The 21,241-nt window shown below is 69.8% G+C and carries 17 protein-coding genes; 13 read left to right on the forward strand and 4 right to left on the reverse strand.

Annotated elements, in window-relative coordinates:
* Nucleotides 1–23 precede the first annotated feature (23 nt).
* The 9 genes from ACFE7U_RS04210 to ACFE7U_RS04250 all read left to right on the forward strand — a co-directional run bounded on the left by ACFE7U_RS04210 (nt 24) and on the right by ACFE7U_RS04250 (nt 13,114).
* Nucleotides 24–1,313: a CmpA/NrtA family ABC transporter substrate-binding protein gene (locus ACFE7U_RS04210; RefSeq protein WP_375408480.1), complete on the forward strand. Its 1,290-nt coding sequence runs from the start codon at nt 24–26 to the stop codon at nt 1,311–1,313.
* Complete coding sequence (gene ntrB / locus ACFE7U_RS04215; RefSeq protein ID WP_375408481.1) at nt 1,314–2,189, forward strand: nitrate ABC transporter permease; 876 nt, start codon at nt 1,314–1,316, stop codon at nt 2,187–2,189. It abuts the gene before it with no gap.
* A gap of 92 nt (nt 2,190–2,281) precedes the next feature.
* Nucleotides 2,282–3,076, forward strand: a complete 795-nt coding sequence (locus tag ACFE7U_RS04220) for an ABC transporter ATP-binding protein (protein WP_375408482.1) — start codon at nt 2,282–2,284, stop codon at nt 3,074–3,076.
* A gap of 40 nt (nt 3,077–3,116) precedes the next feature.
* Entirely contained in the window at nt 3,117–4,337 is a 1,221-nt protein-coding gene (locus tag ACFE7U_RS04225; protein ID WP_375408483.1) for an NAD(P)/FAD-dependent oxidoreductase, read from the forward strand.
* 11 nt (nt 4,338–4,348) lie between these two features.
* Entirely contained in the window at nt 4,349–6,130 is a 1,782-nt protein-coding gene (locus ACFE7U_RS04230) for a NirA family protein (protein ID WP_375408484.1), read from the forward strand.
* A 112-nt stretch (nt 6,131–6,242) separates the two neighbouring features.
* The gene (locus ACFE7U_RS04235; RefSeq protein WP_375408485.1) at nt 6,243–7,847 is read left to right on the forward strand and encodes a sulfite reductase subunit alpha; all 1,605 of its coding nucleotides are present in this window, start codon (nt 6,243–6,245) and stop codon (nt 7,845–7,847) included.
* A gap of 157 nt (nt 7,848–8,004) precedes the next feature.
* Nucleotides 8,005–10,683: a molybdopterin-dependent oxidoreductase gene (locus tag ACFE7U_RS04240; RefSeq protein ID WP_375408486.1), complete on the forward strand. Its 2,679-nt coding sequence runs from the start codon at nt 8,005–8,007 to the stop codon at nt 10,681–10,683.
* A 223-nt stretch (nt 10,684–10,906) separates the two neighbouring features.
* Nucleotides 10,907–12,394 carry a siroheme synthase CysG gene (gene cysG / locus ACFE7U_RS04245; protein WP_375408487.1) on the forward strand — a complete coding sequence of 496 codons (1,488 nt, stop codon included), beginning with the start codon at nt 10,907–10,909 and terminating at the stop codon, nt 12,392–12,394.
* Between the two features lie 120 nt (nt 12,395–12,514).
* A complete protein-coding gene (locus ACFE7U_RS04250) occupies nt 12,515–13,114 on the forward strand; it encodes an SCO family protein (RefSeq protein ID WP_375408488.1) in 600 nt (199 codons plus the stop codon).
* Between the two features lie 104 nt (nt 13,115–13,218).
* Here the strand turns inward: ACFE7U_RS04250 and ACFE7U_RS04255 are convergent, their stop codons facing one another.
* Nucleotides 13,219–14,976: a glycosyltransferase family 2 protein gene (locus ACFE7U_RS04255; RefSeq protein WP_375408489.1), complete on the reverse strand. Its 1,758-nt coding sequence runs from the start codon at nt 14,974–14,976 to the stop codon at nt 13,219–13,221.
* A gap of 230 nt (nt 14,977–15,206) precedes the next feature.
* On the opposite strand from ACFE7U_RS04255, the gene ACFE7U_RS04260 reads away from it, so the two are divergent.
* From ACFE7U_RS04260 to ACFE7U_RS04275, 4 genes are all read left to right on the forward strand, one after another.
* Nucleotides 15,207–16,037, forward strand: a complete 831-nt coding sequence (locus ACFE7U_RS04260; RefSeq protein WP_375408495.1) for a transporter substrate-binding domain-containing protein — start codon at nt 15,207–15,209, stop codon at nt 16,035–16,037.
* A 75-nt stretch (nt 16,038–16,112) separates the two neighbouring features.
* Nucleotides 16,113–16,211 carry a hypothetical protein gene (locus ACFE7U_RS04265; RefSeq protein WP_375408496.1) on the forward strand — a complete coding sequence of 33 codons (99 nt, stop codon included), beginning with the start codon at nt 16,113–16,115 and terminating at the stop codon, nt 16,209–16,211.
* 43 nt (nt 16,212–16,254) lie between these two features.
* Nucleotides 16,255–16,764: a GNAT family N-acetyltransferase gene (locus ACFE7U_RS04270; RefSeq protein WP_375408490.1), complete on the forward strand. Its 510-nt coding sequence runs from the start codon at nt 16,255–16,257 to the stop codon at nt 16,762–16,764.
* 98 nt (nt 16,765–16,862) lie between these two features.
* A complete protein-coding gene (locus tag ACFE7U_RS04275) occupies nt 16,863–18,551 on the forward strand; it encodes a lysine--tRNA ligase (RefSeq protein ID WP_375408491.1) in 1,689 nt (562 codons plus the stop codon).
* A gap of 23 nt (nt 18,552–18,574) precedes the next feature.
* On the opposite strand, the gene ACFE7U_RS04280 is transcribed toward ACFE7U_RS04275, so the two are convergent.
* The 3 genes from ACFE7U_RS04280 to ACFE7U_RS04290 all read right to left on the reverse strand — a co-directional run bounded on the left by ACFE7U_RS04280 (nt 18,575) and on the right by ACFE7U_RS04290 (nt 21,160).
* A complete protein-coding gene (locus ACFE7U_RS04280) occupies nt 18,575–19,426 on the reverse strand; it encodes an SDR family NAD(P)-dependent oxidoreductase (protein ID WP_375408492.1) in 852 nt (283 codons plus the stop codon).
* Nucleotides 19,427–19,505: 79 nt separating this feature from the next.
* Nucleotides 19,506–19,685, reverse strand: a complete 180-nt coding sequence (locus ACFE7U_RS04285) for a DUF1328 domain-containing protein (RefSeq protein ID WP_375408493.1) — start codon at nt 19,683–19,685, stop codon at nt 19,506–19,508.
* An 86-nt stretch (nt 19,686–19,771) separates the two neighbouring features.
* The gene (locus tag ACFE7U_RS04290) at nt 19,772–21,160 is read right to left on the reverse strand and encodes a deoxyribodipyrimidine photo-lyase (protein WP_375408497.1); all 1,389 of its coding nucleotides are present in this window, start codon (nt 21,158–21,160) and stop codon (nt 19,772–19,774) included.
* Between the last annotated feature and the right edge of the window lie 81 nt (nt 21,161–21,241).

The following is a 21,241-nucleotide window of genomic DNA, read 5'->3' on the forward strand; positions in this document are numbered from 1 at the left end:
TCAACTGAGGAGTCTGCGGTTCGATGGGTGACGCTTTCCAGACAAGCCGGCGCGATGTCCTGCGGGGCGCGGCCGGCGCTCTCTCGGTGGCCGCCGCCGCACGGGTGGCGCTCCCAGGCGGCGCCTTCGCGCAAGGAGCGGGACCCGAGGTCAAGGGCGCCAAGCTCGGATTCATCGCACTCACCGATGCCGGCCCGCTCTTCGTCGCCAAGGAGAAGGGCTTCTTTGCCAAGCACGGCATGCCCGACGTCGAGGTGCTGAAGCAGGCCTCCTGGGGCACCACCCGCGACAACCTCGTGCTGGGATCGGAGGGCAACGGCATCGACGGGGCGCACATTCTCTCGCCGATGCCCTACCTCATCAGCGCAGGCCGCGTGACGCAGAACAACGTGCCCGTGCCGATGCAGATCCTGGCCCGGCTCAACACCAACGGCCAGTGCATCTCGGTCGCCAAGGAATACGTCGACCTGAAGGTCACGCTCGACGGGAAGTCGTTCAAGACGGCGGTCGAGAAGAAGCGCGCGGCGGGCAAGTCGGCCAAGGCCGCGATGACCTTCCCGGGCGGCACCCACGACCTCTGGATCCGCTACTGGCTTGCCGCTTCCGGCATCGACCCCGACAAGGACATCGAGACCATCGTGGTGCCGCCGCCGCAGATGGTGGCGAACATGAAGGTCGGCACGATGGACTGCTTCTGCGTCGGCGAGCCGTGGAACGCGCAGCTCGTGCAGCAGGGCCTCGGCTTCACCGCGCTCACCACCGGCGAGCTGTGGAAGGACCATCCCGAGAAGGCCTTCGCGATGCGGGCCTCCTGGGTCGAGAAGTATCCGAACGCCACGAAAGCGCTGCTCATGGCGGTGATCGAGGCGCAGCAATGGTGCGACAAGCCGGAGAACCGCGACGAGTTCGCCGGCATCGTGGCCAAGCGCCAGTGGATCAACATCCCGGTCGGCGACGTGGCCGGCCGCATGAAGGGCACGATCGATTACGGCGACGGCCGGGTCGTCGAGAACAGCCCGCACATCATGAAGTTCTTCGCCGACAACGCCTCGTATCCCTACCAGAGCCACGACCTCTGGTTCCTCACCGAGGACATCCGCTGGGGCAAATTCGACGCGCAGACCGACACCAAGGCGCTGGTCGCCAAGGTCAACCGCGAGGACATCTGGCGCGAGGCCGCCAAGGCGCTCGGCGTCACGGCGATCCCGGCCTCGACCTCGCGCGGCAAGGAGACCTTCTTCGACGGCAAGGTCTTCGATCCGGCCGATCCCGCCGCCTACCTCGCCAGCCTCGGCATCAAGAGGATCGCATAGATGGCCAACACCTCCTCCCTCGGCGTCACCGCCCCCGCGATCGCCAAGCGCGCGGCCGTGCCGAAGATGCCCCGCGCGCCCTTCGTGACCTTGGCGAGCCTGCGCGCGGTCGCCGTCAACCTGATCCCGCCCATCGTGGTGATGATCGCCTTCCTGGTGATCTGGGAACTGCTGTGCTCGCGCCCCGGCGCCGGGCTGCCGCCGCCCTCGCGCGTCGTCACCGAGGCCTGGGACATCATCGCCCACCCGTTCTACGACAACGGCGGCACCGACAAGGGGCTGTTCTGGCACATCTCCGCCAGCATCCAGCGGGTCGCCTTCGGCTTCGCTCTGGCCACGGTCGTGGGCATCCTGGTCGGCACCCTGATCGGGCAGTCCGACTGGGCCATGCGCGGCCTCGACCCGATCTTCCAGGTGCTGCGCACGATCCCGCCGCTGGCCTGGCTGCCGCTCTCGCTCGCCGCTTTCCGCGATGGGCAGCCCTCGGCGATCTTCGTGATCTTCATCACGTCGATCTGGCCGATCATCATCAACACCGCGGTGGGGATCCGCAACATCCCGCAGGATTACCGCAACGTGTCGGCGGTACTGCAGCTCAACCCGATCGAGTTCTTCTCGAAGATCATGCTGCCCTCGGCGGCGCCGTACATCTTCACCGGCCTGCGCATCGGCGTCGGCCTGTCCTGGCTCGCCATCGTGGCGGCCGAGATGCTGATCGGCGGCGTCGGGATCGGGTTCTTCATCTGGGACGCGTGGAACTCCTCGCACATCAGCGAGATCATCGTCGCCCTCGTCTATGTCGGCATCATCGGCTTCATCCTCGACCGCTTCGTCGCCTTCATCGGCACCCTCGTGACCCGCGGCGCCTCCGCCTGAGGCGGCGCGAGCCCCAGGGCCGGCGGCGTCCCGTCGCCGGCCCCGCAGGATCCGTTTTCTTCGCAAGATCCGTTTGTTCGAAAGGGCCACCGATGAGCTACCTGAGCATCGAGAACGTCGGCATCAGCTTCACGCGCAACGGCCGCACCAACGAGGTGCTGCGCGACGTCAGCGTGAAGATCGACAAGGGCGAGTTCGTCTCGCTCATCGGTCATTCCGGATGCGGCAAGTCGACGGTGCTCAACATCGTCGCCGGGCTGCTGAAAGCCTCCTCCGGCGTGGTCCTGCTGGAGAACAAGGAGGTGAACAGCCCCGGCCCCGACCGCGCCGTGGTGTTCCAGAACCATTCCCTGCTGCCCTGGCTCACCGTGCGCGAGAACGTCTCGCTGGCCGTCGACAAGGTGATGAAGGGCCGGAAGTCCAAGGCCGAGCGCAACGAGTGGATCGACCACAACCTCGCCCTCGTGAACATGACCCACGCCGCCGACCGGCGCCCCAACGAGATCTCGGGCGGCATGAAGCAGCGCGTCGGCATCGCCCGTGCGCTGGCGATGGAGCCCAAGGTCCTGCTCCTCGACGAGCCCTTCGGCGCCCTCGACGCCCTCACCCGCGCGCACCTCCAGGATTCGCTGATGGAGATCCACGGGCGCTTACGCAACGCCGTCATCATGATCACCCATGACGTCGACGAGGCGGTGCTGCTCTCCGACCGCATCGTGATGATGACCAACGGACCCTCGGCGACCATCGGCGAGATCCTGAAGGTCGATCTGGAGCGGCCCCGGCGCCGGCTCGAACTCGTCGAGGACCCGACCTACACCCACGCCCGCGCCGAGGTCCTCGAATTCCTCTACGCCCGCCACGCCAAGCCCGCGATCGCGGCCTGAACTCCGAGTTGCGGGGACAAGGAGTTGCGGGGACAAGGACATGCGTGAGCGTCTGGTGGTCATCGGCAACGGCATGGCGTCGTTGCGCTTCCTGGAGCGGCTGACCGAGCGGGCGCGCGGGCTCTACGACGTCACGGTGGTCGGCGCAGAGCCGGTGGCCGCCTACAACCGGGTGCTGCTGTCCTCGCTGCTCGGCGGCGAGGTCGACGAGGCCGGCTGCGCCTTCAAGGGGCTCGACTGGTACGAGAGCCACGGCATCCGCCTCATCACCGGCGCTCCCGTCACGCAGGTCGACCGCGAGAACGCGCTCGTCGTGGTCGGCGAGACCCATGTCCTGCCCTTCGACAAGCTCGTCCTGGCCACGGGCTCGGTGCCGATCCGGCTGCCGAAGCCCGGCATGGACCTGCCCGGCGTCCTCACCTTCCGCGATCTCGCGGATGTGGCCGCCATCCGCAGGGCCGCGGTGACGGGGGCCAGGGCCATCGTCATCGGCGGCGGTCTGCTCGGCCTGGAGGCGGCCGTCGGTCTCGCGAGGCTCGGGGTCGACACCACGCTCCTCCACGTGATGGACCGCCTGATGGAGCGCCAGCTCGACCACGCGGCTGCCGACCTCGTCAAACGGGCCATGGAATCGCGAAACATCCGCGTCCTGCTCAGGGCCGACACCGCCACGGTCGAGGGGGAGGGCCGTGTCGAGCGCCTCGTGCTCTCGGACGGCACGGTTCTGCCCGCCGACCTCGTGGTGATGTCGGTGGGCGTGCGGCCCAACGCGGCGCTGGCGCAGAATGCCGGGATCGAGGTCGGCCGCGGCATCAAGGTCGACGACCGCATGCAGAGCTCGGATCCACGCATCTTCGCGCTCGGCGAATGCGCCGAGCATCGCGGCATGGTCTACGGCCTCGTCGAGCCCGCCTACGAGCAGGCGGAGACCCTGAGCCGCCACCTCATCGGCGAGGAGGCGGCCTATCTCGGCACATCCCTGTCCACGAGCCTCAAGGTCTCCGGGCTGCCAGTGTTTTCGGCCGGTCAGATCGAGGCGCCGGAGGGCGCCGAGACCATCGTGATGAGCGACCCCGGCCTCGGCCTCTACCGCAAGCTCGTCATCGCCGACGACCGGCTGCTCGGCGCGGTCTTCGTCGGCGACATCGCCGAGCAGGGCTGGTGCAAGACCCTGATCCGCACCGGCGACCCGATCGGGCCGCTGCGCGACGACCTCATGTTCGGGCGCGCTGCGCACGAACCCCAACCCCTCGCAGCGTGAAGGAGCCTTCCATGGCTGACGACTTCAACGCCGAGCAGAAGCGCTACCTCGAAGGCTTCGCCTCCGGCATCGCGGCGGCCCGCATCACCGGCGGCCTCGCCATCGGGCAGGGCGCCCCCGCCGCGGAGCCGGTGGGGCCGGATGCGATCCACATCAAGGCCCAGGACGCCACCGTGAAAGCGGGCGGCAAACTCTGCGAACAGGAGAAGTGGAAGCGCGGCGAGAACCCGTTCGACGGCCACAACCGGCTCATCGCCGAGGCCGCCACCGGCAAGGCCCCGAAGCCCGAGGACAATTTCCGCTGGCGCTACCACGGCCTGTTCTGGGTGGCGCCCGCGCAGAACTCCTACATGTGCCGCCTGCGCATCCCCAACGGCATCCTGCAGCATTGGCAGTTCGCCGGGATCGCCGACCTCGCCGATGCCCATGGCGGCGGCTACAGCCACGTCACGACCCGCGCCAACCTCCAGGTCCGCGAGATCGCCCCCGAGCATGGCCAGCCCTTCCTCGACGGGCTGATCGATCTCGGCCTCACCGCCCGGGGCGCGGGCGCGGACAACATCCGCAACGTCACCGGCTCGCCGGTGGCCGGCATTGACGCTCAGGAGCTCCTCGACACGCGCCCGCTCGCCAAGTCCTGGCACAACTGGATCCTCAACGACCGTTCCCTCTTCGGCCTGCCGCGCAAGTTCAACGTCGCCTTCGACGGCGGCGGTGTCATGCCGGTGCTGGAGGAGACCAACGATATCGGCTTCCAGGCCATCGAAGTGCTCGACGGCGCGTCCGTGCCCGCCGGCGTGTGGATGCGCCTCGTGCTGGGGGGCATCTCCGGCCACCGCGATCTCGCCCGCGATACCGGCGTGGTGCTCAAGCCGGAGGCTTGCAACCGGGTCGCCGACGCGATCCTGCGGGTCTTCATCAAGAACGGCGACCGCACCAACCGCAACAAGAGCCGGATGAAATATGTCCTCGACGCCTGGGGCTTCGACAAGTACCTCGCCGCGGTCGAGGACGAACTCGGGCACAAGCTCGACCGGGTCGATCCCGCCCACGTCGCACCGCGCAAGCCCATGGACCGCTTCGCCCATGTCGGCGTGCATCCCCAGGTCCAGCCCGGCCTGAACTGGGTCGGCGTGATCCTGCCCGTGGGAAAGATGACCACTGACCAGATGCGCGAGCTCGCCGGGATCGCGTCCGAGTGCGGCGACGGCGCCATCCGCCTCACCGTCTGGCAGAACTTCCTGTTTTCCGGCGTCCCGGACGGGCGCGTGGCGGAGGTCGAGAGCCGCGTGGCCGCGCTCGGCCTCACGACGCAGGCCTCCAGCATCCGGGCCGGCCTCGTGGCCTGCACGGGCAACCGCGGCTGCAAGTTCGCCGCCTCCGACACCAAGGGCCACGCCCTGGTCATCGCCGACTACATCGAGGCCAACCTCAAGGAGCTCGACGTCCCGGTGAACGTCCACCTCACCGGCTGCCATCACAGCTGCGCCCAGCACTACATCGGCGATATCGGCCTCATCGGCGCCAAGGTGGTCGTCTCGGAGGAGGGCGACACCGTCGAGGGCTACGACATCGTGGTCGGCGGCGGCTTCGGCGACTCGCCGAAGATCGGTACCGAGATCTGGAAGGCCGTGAGGGCCGAGGATTGCCCGGCCCGGGTCGAGGCGCTGCTGCGCGACTATCTCGCTCACCGTACCGGCCCGGAGGAGAGCTTTCAGGCCTTCACCGCCCGGCGCGGCCCGGACGCCTTCAAGGCCCTGACCGAGGGCCGGATGCTGGAGGCTGCGGAATGAGCCGTCGCGCCGCGCGATCCCCATTCCCCGCTTGCCGGCCGGATGCGCGCATCTCGCCGACGGCGATATCGGCGGCGGTGAACGCAACCCCGACAGACACCCGGTTGATGCCATGAGCGAGCACGTCACGCCCCCCATCGTCCTGATTCCGGAAACGGCGCCGTTCTCGACCGACCAGCGCTCCTGGCTGTCGGGCTACTTCGCGGCCCTGCTCGGCCCCGCCGTCGAGGGCGCCACCGCCCTGGCGCCGGGCGACATGCCCAGCGGCCCCAAGCTCGCCGACAACGACGACGCACCCTGGCACGACCCGTCCCTGCCGCTCACCGACCGCATGGACATGGCCAAGGACCGGCCCGAGCCGCAGAAGCTGATGGCCGCGATGGCCCAGCAGGATTGCGGCCAGTGCGGCTACAACTGCGCCGACTACGCCAACGCGATCTTCCTCAAGAACGAGGAGCGCTTGAACCTCTGCCAGCCCGGCGGCAAGGACACGCTCCGGATGCTGAAGAAGCTGGATGAGGAATTCGGCGCAAGCGGCGGCGGGACAGCGAAAAAAGCCGATGCCGGTGAGGCCGCGCCCAGGAAGGAGCCGGAGCTCGGCCCGCTCGGGCTCTGCCGCGAGAACCCGGTCGAGGCGACCTTCCTGTTCCGCCGCCGGCTCAATGCGCCAGGCGGCGAGAAGGAGACCTGGCACATCGAGATCGACCTGACTGACACGCCGATCGAGTACGTGGTCGGTGACTCGCTCGGCCTGTTGCCGACCAACGCCCCGGCGCTGGTCGATGCGGTGATCGCCGAGCTCGGCACCCGCCCCGAGCGGATGATCCGCGGCAAGACCCTGCGCGACCGCCTGATGACCGACTACGCGCTGGGCGGCGCGCCCGACGGGCTCTACCAGCTCCTCTCGCTCCTCACCTCCGGCGAGGCCCGCCAGAAGGCCAAGGCGCTCTCGGCCGGCGAGGACCCGGACGGCGACGCCGCCTATCTCGACGTCCTCGGCGCGCTCCACAAGTTCCCCGGCGCCCGGCCCGACGCCGAGGTGTTCCTCGAGGCCTTGGACGAGCTGCAGCCGCGGCTCTACTCGATCTCCTCTTCGCCCAAGGCCGATCCGGGCCGCGTCTCGCTGACCGTGGACGCGGTGCGCTACACCCATCGCTCGCGGCTGCGGCTCGGCGTCGCCTCGACCCATCTCGGCGAGCGCATCCCGGATGCGAGCAAGGTCAAGGTCTACCTGCAGAAGGCCCACGGCTTCGCGTTGCCCGACGACCTGTCGAAGGACGTGATCATGTGCGGCCCCGGCACCGGCATCGCGCCGTTCCGGGCCTTCCTGCGCGAGCGCGCCGCCACCCACGCCCCCGGGCGCAACTGGCTGTTCTACGGCCACCAGCGCCAGGCCTCCGACTTCTTCTACCGGGACGAGCTCAACCAGTTGAAGGACGACCGGGTGCTGACCCGCCTGTCCCTGGCCTGGTCCCGCGACGGCACCGAGAAGACCTACGTGCAGGACCGCATGCGCGAGAACGGCGCCGAGCTCTGGAAATGGCTCGAGGGCGGCGCCCATTTCTACGTCTGCGGCGACGCCAAGCGCATGGCCAAGGATGTCGAGCGCGCGATCATCGACGTCGCGGCGGCGCATGGGGGCAAGAACCCCGACGAGGCCGTGGCCTTTCTCGCCCATCTCAAGAAGACCGGCCGGTACCAGGCCGACGTGTACTGAGAGCCGGTTCCGCGACGCGGTCCCCTCCCCCTTGCGGGGAGGGGGCAGGGGGTGGGGGTGGCTCCGCTGGCCTCCTCGGCGGGTCGCCCGACCACCCCTACCTCCAACTCCTCCCCGCAAGGGGGAGGAGAGGTGCTTGCCCCCCGAGGATCACGCCATGAACGCGCACGTCCCGGACCCGACGACCTCCGCCACGGTCCGCACGACCTGCCCCTATTGCGGGGTCGGCTGCGGCGTCCTCGCGACGCTCGACGGCCGGGGCGGGGCCAAGATCGCCGGCGATCCGTCGCATCCGGCCAATTTCGGGCGGCTCTGCTCCAAGGGCTCGGCGCTGGGCGAGACGCTCTCCCTCGACGGCCGCCTCCTCTATCCGCAGGTGGACGGCGCCCGCGCGGGCTGGGACGACGCGCTCGAGACCGTGACGACGAGCCTGCGCCGGGTCGCCGAGGAGCACGGCCCCGAGGCGATCGCCTTCTACCTCTCGGGCCAGTTGCTGACGGAGGACTATTACGTCGCCAACAAGCTCGCCAAAGGCTTCATCGGCACGCCGAACGTCGACACCAACTCCCGGCTCTGCATGTCGAGCGCGGTGGCGGCGCACAAGCGCGCCTTCGGCTCCGATACGGTGCCCGGCTGCTACGAGGATCTCGACGAGGCCGACGTCATCGTGCTCGTCGGCTCCAACACCGCCTGGTGCCACCCGATCCTGTTCCGCCGGATGGTCGATGCCCGCAGCAAGCGCGGCACCAAGCTCGTCGTGCTCGATCCGCGCCGGACCCAGACCGGCGAGGAGGCCGACCTCTTCCTCGGGCTCAAGCCCGGCACCGACACCGCCCTGTTCTCCGGCCTGCTGGTGCACCTGGCCGAGACCGGAACGCTGGACCAAGCCTTCATCGCCGCGCACAGCACCGGTTTCGAGGACGCCCTGGAGCGCGCCCGCGCCATCGCGCCCGATCTCGCCGCCACTGCCGCGGCGACCGGCCTCGCGCCTGACGACGTCGCCGCCTTCTTCGAGCTGTTCGCCAGGACGCCGCGCGTCGTCACGGCCTTCTCGCAGGGGGTCAACCAGTCGGCGCAGGGCACCGACAAGGGCAACGCCATCATCAACTGCCACCTCGCCACGGGGCGGATCGGGAAGCCCGGCGCCGGGCCGTTCTCGCTCACCGGTCAGCCCAACGCCATGGGCGGGCGCGAGGTCGGGGGGCTGGCCAACATGCTCGCCGCCCACATGAACTTCTCGCCGGAGGAGGTCGACCGGGTCGGCCGGTTCTGGGACGCGCCCAACATCGTCACCGGCGAGGGCAAGAAGGCGGTGGCCCTGTTCGAGGCGGTCCAAGCGGGCACCATCAAGGCGCTGTGGGTGATGGGCACCAACCCCGTCGTCTCGATGCCGCGGGCCGACCTCGTCCGCGCGGCGATCGCCAAGCTCGACCTCTACGTCGTCTCGGAGGCGGTGGACGACAGCGACACCGTGAAGGCGACCGGGCGCACCACCGTGCTGCTCCCGGCGCTGGCCTGGGGCGAGAAGGACGGCACGGTCACGAATTCCGAGCGGCGCATCACCCGCCAGCGCAGCTTCCTGAAAGCCCCCGGCGAGGCGCGGGCCGACTGGGCAACCTTGAGCGAGGTCGGTCGCCGGCTCGGGCACGGCGCCGCCTTCGCCTTCGACGGGCCGGCCGCGGTGTTCCGCGAGCACGCGGCGCTCTCGGGCTTCGAGAATGCCGGCAGCCGCGATTTCGACCTCGGCGGCGTCAGCACCATCAGCGACCGCACCTACGCGGAGACAATGCCGATGCAATGGCCGATCCCCGACGCGGGCCCGGGCCAGGCCCGGCTCTTCGCCGATGGCCGCTTCTTCACGCCGGACCGACGTGCCCGTTTCATCTCGGTCGAGGCTCCCGCACTGGCGACGGCGACGGGTGGAGAGTTCCCGCTCGTGCTCAATACCGGCCGGGTCCGCGACCACTGGCACACGATGACGCGCACGGGAAAGAGCCAGCGCCTGTCCGCCCACCGCGCCGTCCCCTTCGTCGAGATCCACCCCGACGACGCGGCGGCCATGGGCGTCATGCAGGGAGACCTCGCCCGGGTCTCGACCGCTCACGGCACGGCCGTGCTCGAAGCGATGGTGACCGGGGCCGTCCGCCCCGGCACCCTGTTCGCGGCCTTCCATTGGAGCGACGCCACCGCCTCGGATGCCCGCGTCGGTGCCCTGGTTCGCGGCGTGCCCGACCCCGTCTCGGGCCAGCCCGAGCTGAAGGCGACGCCGGCTTCGATCATGGCCGTTCCCTACCGCAACCGCGGCTTCCTGCTCACCCGCGACGCCCGCACCCTGCCGGAAGGGTGGTGGTGGGCACGGGCCACGATCCAGGGCGGCTCGGGCCTGCAATTCGCGACGCAGGAGAGCACGCGGGAAGTCGCGCTGCAGGTGCGCGGCCTGTTCCAGGGATGTGAGATCGCCGAATATGCCGACCATGGGCGGGGCCATTACCGGGCCGCCGCGTACCAGGACGGCCGGCTCGTCGGCTGCCTCGCCCTGGGACCGAGCGAGGCGCGCCCGGCCTGGGAACAGGCCAAGGCCTATTTCGCCGCCGACCTCTTGGAGCCCAGCGCGCGGCGCGCGCTCCTGTCGGGCCGGGCCGAGACCGCCTCGGCCGGACCCACGGTCTGCGCCTGCCACGGCGTCGGCCTCGATGTGATCGCGGCAACGATCGCGGCCGGTGCCGGCAGCGTCGAGGCGGTGGGCGCGACGTGCAAGGCGGGGACGAATTGCGGCTCGTGCATCCCTGAGATCCGCAAGATGCTGCCCGAGGTGCTTGCGCGGGACGCAGCGTAGGGCCAGTTTGCGGTAGAACGAGAGGCTGTTTCAAAGACGCCCGCGCTTGTCATTCCCGGGCTGCGAAGCGGAGCCCGGAACCGAGTTCCGCAGGCGGCGCAAGTCCAGGAAGAGCCTGTGTTTCTGGGTTCGGGCTCGCCGGAGTTTATCCTTGGACCGGCCGAAGGCCGGATCCTGGGGGCGCCCCGGAATGACGAGCGGGGCTGAGGACCAAGTCATTGTCATGAGTATCCCCCGCCAGCCGAGAGAAACCCGCCCGGCCGGAATCGGTCGTGCCACCGAGGTCGCCGGTCTCGAACCGCTGGCCGTCCTGCCCGTCTTCGTGCCGCTTCAGGGCAAGCGCGCCGTGCTGGCCGGGTCCAATGGCGGTGCGCCCTGGAAGGTGAAGCTGCTTGCCGCAGCCGGCGCCCATGTCGACGTCTATGCTCCCGAGCCCAGCGAGGAGCTGCGCAGCGTGCCCGGCGACATCGTCGCCGGCAGCGTCACCCTACACGAGCGCCAGTGGCACCCGGCCGATCTCGAGGGCGCCGCGTTCTGCATCGGCGCCATGGAGGACGAGACCGACTGCATCGAATTCGTCGCTGCCGCCCGGCGGGCCGGCGCCATCGTCAACGCGGTCGACCGGCCGCATCTCTGCGATGTGAAGTTCGGCGCCATCGTCAACCGCTCCCCGATGGTGGTGGGCATCTCGACGGAGGGCGCCGCCCCGGTCTTCGGCCAGACTGTGCGCGCCCGCATCGAGGGCATGCTACCGCGCGGCTTCAAGGCCTGGATCGGCGCCGCCCGCGACTGGCGCGAGGAGGTGACGGGCCGCTTCCATGCCTTCTCCGATCGCCGCGTCTTCTGGGAGCGTTTCACGGACCGGGCCTTCGCCGAGCCCGACCGCGCGCCGACCGAGACGGACCTCGCCGAGTTGCTCGGGCAGACCGAGGCGGCACCCAAGGGCGGGGCGGTGACGCTGGTGGGCGCCGGGCCGGGCGACGCCGAACTCCTCACCCTCAAGGCCCTGCGGGCTCTCCGCAACGCCGACGTGATCCTCTACGACGACCTCGTCGCGCCCGAGATCCTCGACTATGCCCGCCGCGAAGCCCGCACCATGCTGGTGGGCAAGACCGGCCACGGCCCATCCTGCCGCCAAGACGACATCAACGCGCTGATGGTCTCGCTCGCCAAATCCGGCAAGCAGGTGGTGCGGCTGAAATCCGGCGACCCGCTGGTCTTCGGCCGGGCCGGCGAGGAGATCGACGCCTGCCGAAGTGCCGGCATCCCCGTGAGCGTCGTGCCGGGCATCTCGGCGGCACAGGGCGCGGCGGCCTCGCTCTGCGTCTCCCTCACCAATCGAGACGCCGCCCGCCGCCTGCAGTTCGTCACCGGCCACGACCGCCGTGGCGCCCTGCCGGAGGACCTGAACTGGGGCGCGCTCGCCGACCCGAGCGTCACCACGGTCGTCTACATGCCCAAGAAGACCCTGCGCGTCCTCCTGGAGCGGGCCATCGCGGAAGGGCTGGCTCCGACGACGACCGCGCTCCTCGTGTTCAACGCGACCCGTCCGGACCAGGCGGTCGTCGCCGGCACAGCCGCGGACCTTGCCGATCACGTCGAGGCTTCGGGGCTCGACGGACCCGCCTTGCTCATGGTCGGCGAAGCGCTGCGCTCGGTCGCGGGCAGCGTCGGGATCGCCGACGCGGCTCGGGTTACCGCCGCGCATTGAGGTCGTGGGCGACCCCATGGTGGCTTGTCACGGCCGGGCCGGCATGGTTCGGCACGGTCACGGAGCCAGCGGCCGACCCGAATGGCGGGGCGAGCGAACTCCGATCCCGGTGATGGACCCATGCCGCTCTCAGACCGCACGCGCCACATCCTCCTGCCCCTCGGGGCTTTCGTGCTCGGCCTCGTGGCGCTCGGCATCGCCGCCGTCGTGATCCTGGTGCCGGGCGCCAAGGAGGTGGCGACGAGCAGCGTCGGCGGCCCGTTCACGCTCACCACCCAGGACGGCCGCCGGGTCACCGAGCGCGATTTCACGGGCGCGACCCACCTCGTGTTCTTCGGATTCACCCATTGCCCCGACATCTGCCCGACGACGCTGCAGCAGATCGGCGACGTGCTCGCCGCGCTCGGGTCCAAGGGCAAGGACACCAAGGCGCTGTTCATCGCGGTCGACCCGGAGCGCGACACGCCCGCCGCGCTGAAGGCCTATCTCGCCAGCTTCGATCCGCGCATCGTCGGGCTGACGGGCACGGCCGAGGAGGTCGCCGCCGCGGTCAAGGGCTACCGCGCCTATGTCCGCAAGGTGCCGACCAAGGGCGACGACTACACCATGGACCACACCGCGCTGGTCTACATCATGGATGCGAGGAACCGCTTCGTCACGGCCCTCAACCTCGCGCGTCCGCCCGAGCAGAGCGCGGCTGAGCTCGCCAAGCTGCTGTGAGCCTCGGCAGGCATTCGTGGCTTCACACACGATGGCCTGCTGAGATCTCCGCGTTGCCGCATCATTTTTCCCCGCGAACCGCGGGCCACTTCGCGGAATGACGCTTAGCCGCGCACGGTCGCGCGGAGGGCGCCGCTGCGGGAGGTGCGGGCGAGGCCGTGCTCGGTCTTGTTCCAGCGATCGGGCGCCGTCACGAGCTCGATCAGCCCGAGCCAGGCGGCGAGGCTCATGAGCAGGAAATAGAACGGCAGCAGGGGCACGAAGGGGAGAAGGTCCCACCATCCCCGCCGCGCCGCGCCGAGTGCCGCCGGCAGCAGCATCGCCATGAACCCCGACAGGAAGACGGTGATCGCCGTCCCGGTCGGCAGGTTCGACCAGAAATCGCCGGCGGTTTCGAGGCGGCTCGGCCACAGGGCCACGAAGGCCGGCAGCATGAGGAACGGGTAGGCCAGCGCCGACAGGACCGTGCCCGGCACGAGCGCGAGGGCGCACAGGCCGCCGAGCGGCCCGAGATCGCGCCACGTCCGTCGCGGATGGCGGCCATGGGTGAGGCTCGTCTGCAGGAACCCCTTCATCCAGCGAATGCGCTGGCGCAGCCAGGCCCGGAGCGCCGCGGGCGCTTCCTCGATCGTGTCGCTGGGCAGGTCGCCGACATGGTAGCCCGCCCGCGCCAGGCGTATGCCCAGGTCGCAATCCTCGGTGACGTTCCAGGCATCCCACCCGTGGAGGGCGCGCAGCACGTCCGTGCGGAAATGCGTCGAGGTGCCGCCGAGCGGCGTCGGCAATTTCCAGGCTGACAAAGCCGGACCGAGCACGTCGAAGAGCGCGGAATATTCGAGGGCGAAGAAGCGGGTCAGGCAGGAATCCTTGGCATTGTCGATGACGAGTCGACCCTGGAGGCAGGCGGTCTCCGGCGGTGCGCCGGCGAAGGCCGCGGCGGCGGCGCGCAGCTGGCCCGGGTCCGGCACGTCCTCGGCGTCGTAGACGACGAGGTGCTCGCCGCGAGCCAGCGGCAGGGCGGCATTGAGCGCCCGCGGCTTGGTGCGGGGCAGGCCGGGCGGCACCACGACCACCTCGAAACGCGCCGGCAGCGTGATGGCCGACAGCGCCGCGGCCGTGGAGGCATCGTCGGCCTCGGTCAGGAGCTTGATGTCGAGCTTCGCGGCCGGGTAGTCGAGCCGGCTCAGGGCGAGGAGCAGGCGCGGCAGCACCGGCGCCTCGCGGTAGAGGGCGACGAGCACGGTGTAGACCGGCAGCTCGCGGTCGGGCAGCGGCGGCGGCCTCACGGCGAGCGGATCGACGGACACGGCTGCGACGCGAAACGTCAGCAGGGCGAGCAGGACGAACTGCATCGACGTCCAGAGGCCTACGAGCAGCGAGGCCGGCAGGCTGGCATAGCCGATCGCGGCGGCCCAGAGCCCGAGGCCAGCGCAGGCGAGGACGGGGGGACGAGGCCGTGTCTTCAGCGCCCAGTCCGGCCGGCGCACCTGCAGTTCGTCGGCCGCATGGGCCGCGATCCCACCGGGATGCAGGGCGAAGACCGCGAGGCGCATGGCGGTCGGGGTCGTGATCGCCGGCATCCGCCCGGTGGGGCTGCGGCCTTCGAGGAGTTCGCGGATCGCGCGGCCGCGGGGCGCGTACACGAAACCCGCGCAGGCGCCGGGCGTCAGGGGTGCGAGGCCGGCCACGAGGCTGTCGGGATAGCGCGCTCCGTCCCCGAGCGGCAGGCTCCCGGCGAGGAAGGCGGCACCGAGCGCACGGGCCAGCCCCCGATAATAGGTCGACTCGCTGATCAGCCCGGTCATCATCAGGGCCGTGGCGGCATCGGTGCCGCTCGCCTCGGCGATGGCGGCGGCCTCCACCAGGGCCGCTGGGGCGAAGCCTTGGCCGGCGAGGAAGCCGATCTCGACGGGCAGCGCCCGGGCATCGCCGCGCGGTCATCTGAACCCGAGGATCGACAACGGGACCGGCTCCCAGGGCCTGCGGATCGTGCTAGGGGAAGAGGGTGAGCCAGCACGATTCCACCTGTCCCCAGCGCACCATCTCGGCGACCCGCCCGTCAAGATACCCGCAGAGATTGCGCGTCGCTTTCTTGGCGGCGGCGCTAATTCTCGGCGCCAGTGATGCGGCCCTGTCGCAGGTGGAGACGGTGCCGGGCGTCGTCGTGCCGAACTTCTGGAATTCGCGCAGCCGCGGGGAGCGCGTCGACGCCCCCCAGACCGGACGGCCCGTCCGCTTCCTGACCGACGACGAGTTCCCGCCGCTGCACTTCGCGGGACCGGATGGCACGCCGACCGGCTTCGTCGTCGAACTCGCACGTGCGGTCTGCGAGCGGCTGTCGATCACCTGTACGGTCCAGGCGAGGCGCTTCGACACCCTCCTCGACGCCCTGGGCGAGCGCCAGGGCGACGTGGTCGCGGCGGCCGTTCCTCTGACGCCGACCCTGCGCGCCGGCTTCCTCGCGACCCGCCCTTATTTCCGGTGGCCGGCCCGCTTTGCCGCCCGGACCGACAAGGGGCTGCCGCCGCCTTCGGCGGATGCGCTGACCGGCAGGACCGTCGGCGTCATCGGCGGCAGCGCGCACGCGGCCTACCTCAAGGCGTTCTTCCCCAAGGCGCAGGCGAGGGACTTCACAGATCTTGCCGCGGCGGAAGGGGCGCTGAGGCGGGGCGAGACCGACTACGTCTTCGCCGACGGCCTCAACCTCGCTCTCTGGATCGGCGGCACCGAGGCGGAAGGCTGCTGCGCGCTGATCGGCGGCGACTACCTGGAGAACCGCTACTTCGGCGAGGGCATCGGCTTCGTGACACGCCGCGAGGACGTCGCGCTCTCGCGGGCTCTCGACGACGCCCTCCACCGGGTGTGGGACGACGGGAAATATACGGAGCTGTACCTGCGGTTCTTCCCGGTGAGCCCGTTCTGAGCGACCTGCAGGACTCACCGAGGCGGTTCGCCCTCTCCAAGATCGTAAGCCAAGATCCTAAGCTTTGATTATCTCATCTTCTACCGTGCGAACGCCTCACAGGGTGTCATTGAAATCCTGCACGTTCTGCATGGGGCTCGTGACGATGAGGAGGTGCTGTTTCCCAGCGCGTAGACGGGCTACGACAGCGACAGGCCCCCAGCCATAGAGCACGTCGATGACAGCCCTCGCCGTCCGCGCGGCCACGCTGGACGATCTTGATGCCATCGAAGCCGTTCTCGCGGCTTCCTACCCGCATTTCTTCGCCGCCGCCTACGACGAGGCGATCCTCGCCGCCGCCCTGCCGATCATGGTCAGGGCGAACCCCGGCCTCTTGGCATCAGGACGCTTCCATGTCGCTGCCGCGCGAGACGGCAAGGTGGTCGGTTGCGGAGGCTGGTCGTCGGCCATGCCGGGCACAGGGGAGTTGGAAGCGGCGACCGGGCATATCCGCCATTTTGCGACCCATCCCGATTGGTGCGGGCGCGGCGTCGGGCGGTTGATCTACGCGCGTTGCACCGCTCAGGGTCGTGAGGAGGGCGTGCGCCGATTCACGTGCTGGTCCAGTCTGAACGCCGAACCATTCTACAGGGCCCTTGGCTTCGTTCCCATCGGGCGCAGAGAGGTGCACCTGCGTGGGACCGTGGCCTTCCCCGCCATGGAAATGACGCGCACGATCGCGGATTGACGGCGAGACTAGCCGGATCGGCGCGTTGACCCATGTGAACGGCCTCCCTACGGTGCCGGCCTTCCGCAAACACCTGACAGACCGTGCGTTCCCCCATCATGTCGCCCGTTGCCCCGCCGTCCCCGCTCCACCTCGACCCCGCCCTCCTCGAGGCCGCCGCCACGGCGACCGCCTGGCCGTTCGAGGAGGCGCGCAAGCTGGTGGCGCGGCTGGAGCGAAAGCCCAAGTCCGAGATCCTGTTCGAGACCGGCTACGGCCCGTCGGGACTGCCGCATATCGGGACCTTCGGCGAGGTGGCGCGCACCTCGATGGTTCGGCACGCCTTCCGGGTCCTCACCAAGGACAGCGTGCCGACACGGCTGATCGCGTTCTCGGACGATATGGACGGCCTGCGCAAGGTGCCGGACAACGTGCCGAACAAGGAGATGCTGATCGGCGCCCTCAACCAGCCGCTGACCCGGGTGCCGGACCCCTTCGGCACCCATGACAGCTTCGGCGCCCACAACAATGCCGAACTGCGCCGCTTCCTCGACGCCTTCGGCTTCGACTACGAGTTCCGCTCGGCCACTGAGTGCTACAAGGCCGGCCTGTTCGACGCCGCGCTGATGCTGGTGCTGGAGCGCTACGACGCCGTGATGGCGATCATGCTGCCCTCGCTGCGGGCGGAGCGCTCGGCGAGCTACTCGCCGTTCCTGCCGATCCACCCGGTCACCGGCGAGGTCATGCAGGTGCCGATCGACGAGGTCCGGGCGAGTGCCGGCACCCTGGTCTGGCGCGACCCGAAGACGGGCGAGGGCTACGAGACCCCCGTCACCGGGGGACACGCCAAGCTGCAATGGAAGCCCGACTGGGCCATGCGCTGGGTGGCGCTTGGGGTCGATTACGAGATGGCCGGCAAGGACTTGATCGATTCCGTGAAGCTGTCGGGTGAGATCGCCCGGGCGCTGGGCGCGGAGCCGCCCGAGGGCTTCAACTACGAGCTGTTCCTCGACAAGGAGGGCCGCAAGATCTCGAAGTCGAAGGGCAACGGCCTCTCGATCGACGACTGGCTCGTCTACGGCACCGCCGACAGCCTCGCCCTGTTCATGTACAACAAGCCCCGCGAGGCCAAGCGCCTGTTCGTGGAGATGATCCCGCGACAGGTCGACGACTATCTCGGCTTCCTCGACAGATACCCGAACCAGGAGCCGGCGCAGAAGCTCGGCAACCCGGTCTTTCACCTCCATGCGGGCCACCCCCCGGCCGCGGAGGCCGTGGCCAAGGGCGGGTCGCTCAACTTCGCCATGCTGCTCAACCTCGCGACCGTGGCCAACACCGAAGACCCGGCCGTGCTGTGGGGCTTCATCCGTCGCTACGACCCGGCGATCGGGCCGCGGACGCATCCGGTCCTCGACCGCCTGGTCGGGCATGCGCTCGCCTATTTCCGCGATCTCGTGCGCCCGGCCAAGACCTACCGGGCGGCGACCGACGCGGAGCGCGCGGCACTCGAAGACCTGTCTTCGACCCTCGCCCCTCATGAGGGATCGACCGACCCGGAAGGCCTGCAGGCGTTGGTCTACGAGGTCGGGCGACGCCACTTCCCGGACCTGTCGGGCAAGGGCAAGAGTCCCGACGGGCGCCCGGGCGTGTCCCAGGCCTGGTTCACGACGATCTACAACGTGCTGTTCGGAGAGGCACGCGGTCCCCGGCTCGGCTCGTTCGTGGCGCTCTACGGCGTCGCCGAGACGCGGGCACTGATCGCGCAGGCGCTGACGGGTGCGTTCCTGCCGGAGCCTGCGGTCGCCTGACGACTGGCGTCCCGGCGGCGCGCCTACGCGGCCGAGGCGGGCAAGCCGAGTTGGCGCAGGCCGAGCGCCCAGACCTGCTCCTGAAGGGCCACGTCGCGCGCCGCGGCGGAGGCCGGGACCGGCTTGCCCTTGGCGAAGTACGATCCGCTCACGCCGTCCACCTCGGGCGACGTCGCGAGGTAGAGCGACGTCGCGGCGCCATCGGACGGGGCGATGAGGAACGGGCGGATCAGCCGCCATCCGAAGCCGAACCAGCCGCCGGTCCCGCCGGCGAAGCCGGTGGCGACGACGCCCGGATGCAGGCTGTTGGCGGTGACGCCGCTGCCGGCGAGCCGCCGGGCGAGGGCGGCCGTGAACAGGACGTTGCCGAGCTTGGCCTGCGAATAGGCCTTCAGGGCCGAGTAGGAGCGGGCGCCGTCGAGGTCGTCGAGGTCGATCCGTGCGCGCATATGCGCCATGGACGCGACGCTGACGATGCGGGCCGGGGCGCTCGCCCTGACGAGGTCGAGGAGTTCAAGGGTCAGCAGCATGTAGGCGAGGTGGTCGAGCGCCCAGGTCCGCTCGATCCCATCCACGGTCCTGGCGTGCCGGTCGAAGATGGCGCCGGCATTGTTCACGAGGACGTCGAGGCGGTCGTAGGTCGCGCGGACGTCGGCGCCGAGACGCCGGATCTCAGCCTGCGACGAGAGGTCGGCGACGAACACGTCGACGCGAGCATCGGGCACGGCCCCCCGGATCGCCGCAGCCGACCTTTCCGTGCGGCCGGCATCGCGGCCGACGATCCCGACCCGGGCGCCGGCCCGCGCGAGGCCGAGCGCCGTCTCGTAGCCGATGCCGGAGGTGGCTCCGGTGACGAGACAGATCCTGTCCCGCATGGAAGCCGGCTGCGCCTTGATCGGTTCGGAGGACGGCGCTGCCGCAACCGGTTCGGAAGACGGCCAGGCCGTCATGGCCTCAGAACACCGCCTGCCCGATGGCGAAGGCGATGACCACGATGGCGATGGCGAGCAGCAGGAACAACCCGAACAGGATGCGGGCCAGCGACCCCGCACCCGACGCGATGCCCGTGAAGCCGAGGCCGCCGGCGATCAGCGACACCACGAAGCAGATGAGGGCCCATTTCAGCAAGGTCATGTGAGAATTCCAGCGAGGCGAACGACCGACAACAACCCTGCCGAGAAAGCGTTCCGCCAAGCTTGGTCGCCCAGCGGGACTGTCGCTCAGCCTTCCGCCCGGCACAGGCGATCGACGTCGGCGAGATAGGCGCTGGCATCGATCTTCCGCAGGGAGTTCTCGCTCTGGTAGCGGATCGTCCCGAAGACCTTGCGCCGGGCCCAGGGGCGGTCGTGCAGGCCGTAGACCCAGGCGACATTGGTGAAGGAATTCGCGTCGCGCCCGTCGAGGAAGTAGCGGTTGTTGATCCGCAGGGTGCGGGCGAAGCCTTCTTGCGGCGTCGGCGACCATTCGAGGATCTTCTTGCCCCAGTACATGCGCAGGTGATTGTGCATGTAGCCGGTCACGCGCATCTCCGCCTGGGCGGCGTTCCAATGGCGATCATGGGTCCTGCCCTGCGCCAGGTCCTCCTCCGAGTAGTCGTAGGGACGCGGGTCGTCGGCATGCTCGGCGAGCACCTTGCGGGCCCAGTCCGGCAGCGCGCCCTCGTAGGTGTCGTAGCCGGCCGCGTAGTGGACGTGGTTCATGGCGAGTTCGCGCCGGACGATGAGTTCCTCAAGGTAGGAACTCTTGTCCTCCGGCCCGGCGACCTTGGCGGCCCGCACGGCCAGCGCGATCTCCACCGGCGAGATCTGGCCGAAATGCAGGTAGGGGCTCATATGCGAGGCCGCGCCCGCCTCCGGCCGGCCGCGCTCGGTGCCGTAGCGGGCGAACGGCCCGGCGAGATAGGCGTCGAGCCGGCGCAAGGCCTCGACCCGGCCGCCCCTGAAGCGCCGCACCGGGGCCACCGATCGATCGAGGGTGAGGCCGGCCAGCACCGCCTCGGGATCGCCGATCTCGACCTCGCTCGTCAGTTGCAGGCCGTCGGCCCGGTGCATCACCTCGCGGGGCTCCAGGGGCGCGATGAAATCATCCATCAGGCGCTGGAGCTTGGGCCGCAGGGTGCGGGCGGCGAATTCGTGCTTCCCCGAGGCCGTCTCCACCGGCACCACGACGTCGCCCTCGACCTGGAGCACCCGCGTGCCGCCGGCCTCGCCGATCTCGGCGTACCAGCGCTTCTGGATGGAGAGGTAGCCGCGATCGAGGATCAGCAGGGCGGCCTCGCTGGCCAACGCGCGGGCGAGGGCGGCGGGTGAGTCTTTGCGCACCACGAAGGCGATGCCGCGCGCCTCGAGTTCGGCCTTCGCGTCGGCGAGCCCCTGCAGCATGAAGGCGTAATGGCGGGCATTGGCCTCCGGAAAGCCGTTGGTGCCGTCGAGGAGCCCGAAGCAGGCGACCACCGGGCAGCCGAGGCGGTTGCCCTCCTCGACGGCGAGTTCCAGGGCCGGGTTGCACCCCGCCCGCTGCGACTGCTGCATGAGGTAGAGCACGTAGCGCCCATGAGCCCGAGGGGGCACGTCATTGAGGACCCGAATTCGGGCGGCCGGGATCGTCATCGGGTCGGGCTCGTCCACTCTCAGCGTGATGGCGGGGGCATGATGTCCTGGATGGGCGGTGAGGCCCGGCAAACGGCCTCT

The organism is uncultured Methylobacterium sp., from assembly GCF_964251405.1.
In the GTDB taxonomy this organism is placed as follows: Bacteria; Pseudomonadota; Alphaproteobacteria; order Rhizobiales; family Beijerinckiaceae; genus Methylobacterium.

Coding starts and splice junctions, on each gene's coding strand:
- ACFE7U_RS04210 (WP_375408480.1), top strand. CDS start 24: ATGGGTGACGCTTTCCAGACAAGCCGGCGCGATGTCCTGCGGGGCGCG.
- ACFE7U_RS04230 (WP_375408484.1), top strand. CDS start 4,349: ATGGCTGACGACTTCAACGCCGAGCAGAAGCGCTACCTCGAAGGCTTC.
- ACFE7U_RS04290 (WP_375408497.1), bottom strand. CDS start 21,160: ATGACGATCCCGGCCGCCCGAATTCGGGTCCTCAATGACGTGCCCCCT.
- ntrB (WP_375408481.1), top strand. CDS start 1,314: ATGGCCAACACCTCCTCCCTCGGCGTCACCGCCCCCGCGATCGCCAAG.
- ACFE7U_RS04270 (WP_375408490.1), top strand. CDS start 16,255: ATGACAGCCCTCGCCGTCCGCGCGGCCACGCTGGACGATCTTGATGCC.
- ACFE7U_RS04220 (WP_375408482.1), top strand. CDS start 2,282: ATGAGCTACCTGAGCATCGAGAACGTCGGCATCAGCTTCACGCGCAAC.
- ACFE7U_RS04275 (WP_375408491.1), top strand. CDS start 16,863: ATGTCGCCCGTTGCCCCGCCGTCCCCGCTCCACCTCGACCCCGCCCTC.
- ACFE7U_RS04225 (WP_375408483.1), top strand. CDS start 3,117: ATGCGTGAGCGTCTGGTGGTCATCGGCAACGGCATGGCGTCGTTGCGC.
- ACFE7U_RS04280 (WP_375408492.1), bottom strand. CDS start 19,426: ATGCGGGACAGGATCTGTCTCGTCACCGGAGCCACCTCCGGCATCGGC.
- ACFE7U_RS04250 (WP_375408488.1), top strand. CDS start 12,515: ATGCCGCTCTCAGACCGCACGCGCCACATCCTCCTGCCCCTCGGGGCT.
- ACFE7U_RS04235 (WP_375408485.1), top strand. CDS start 6,243: ATGAGCGAGCACGTCACGCCCCCCATCGTCCTGATTCCGGAAACGGCG.
- ACFE7U_RS04240 (WP_375408486.1), top strand. CDS start 8,005: ATGAACGCGCACGTCCCGGACCCGACGACCTCCGCCACGGTCCGCACG.
- cysG (WP_375408487.1), top strand. CDS start 10,907: ATGAGTATCCCCCGCCAGCCGAGAGAAACCCGCCCGGCCGGAATCGGT.
- ACFE7U_RS04285 (WP_375408493.1), bottom strand. CDS start 19,685: ATGACCTTGCTGAAATGGGCCCTCATCTGCTTCGTGGTGTCGCTGATC.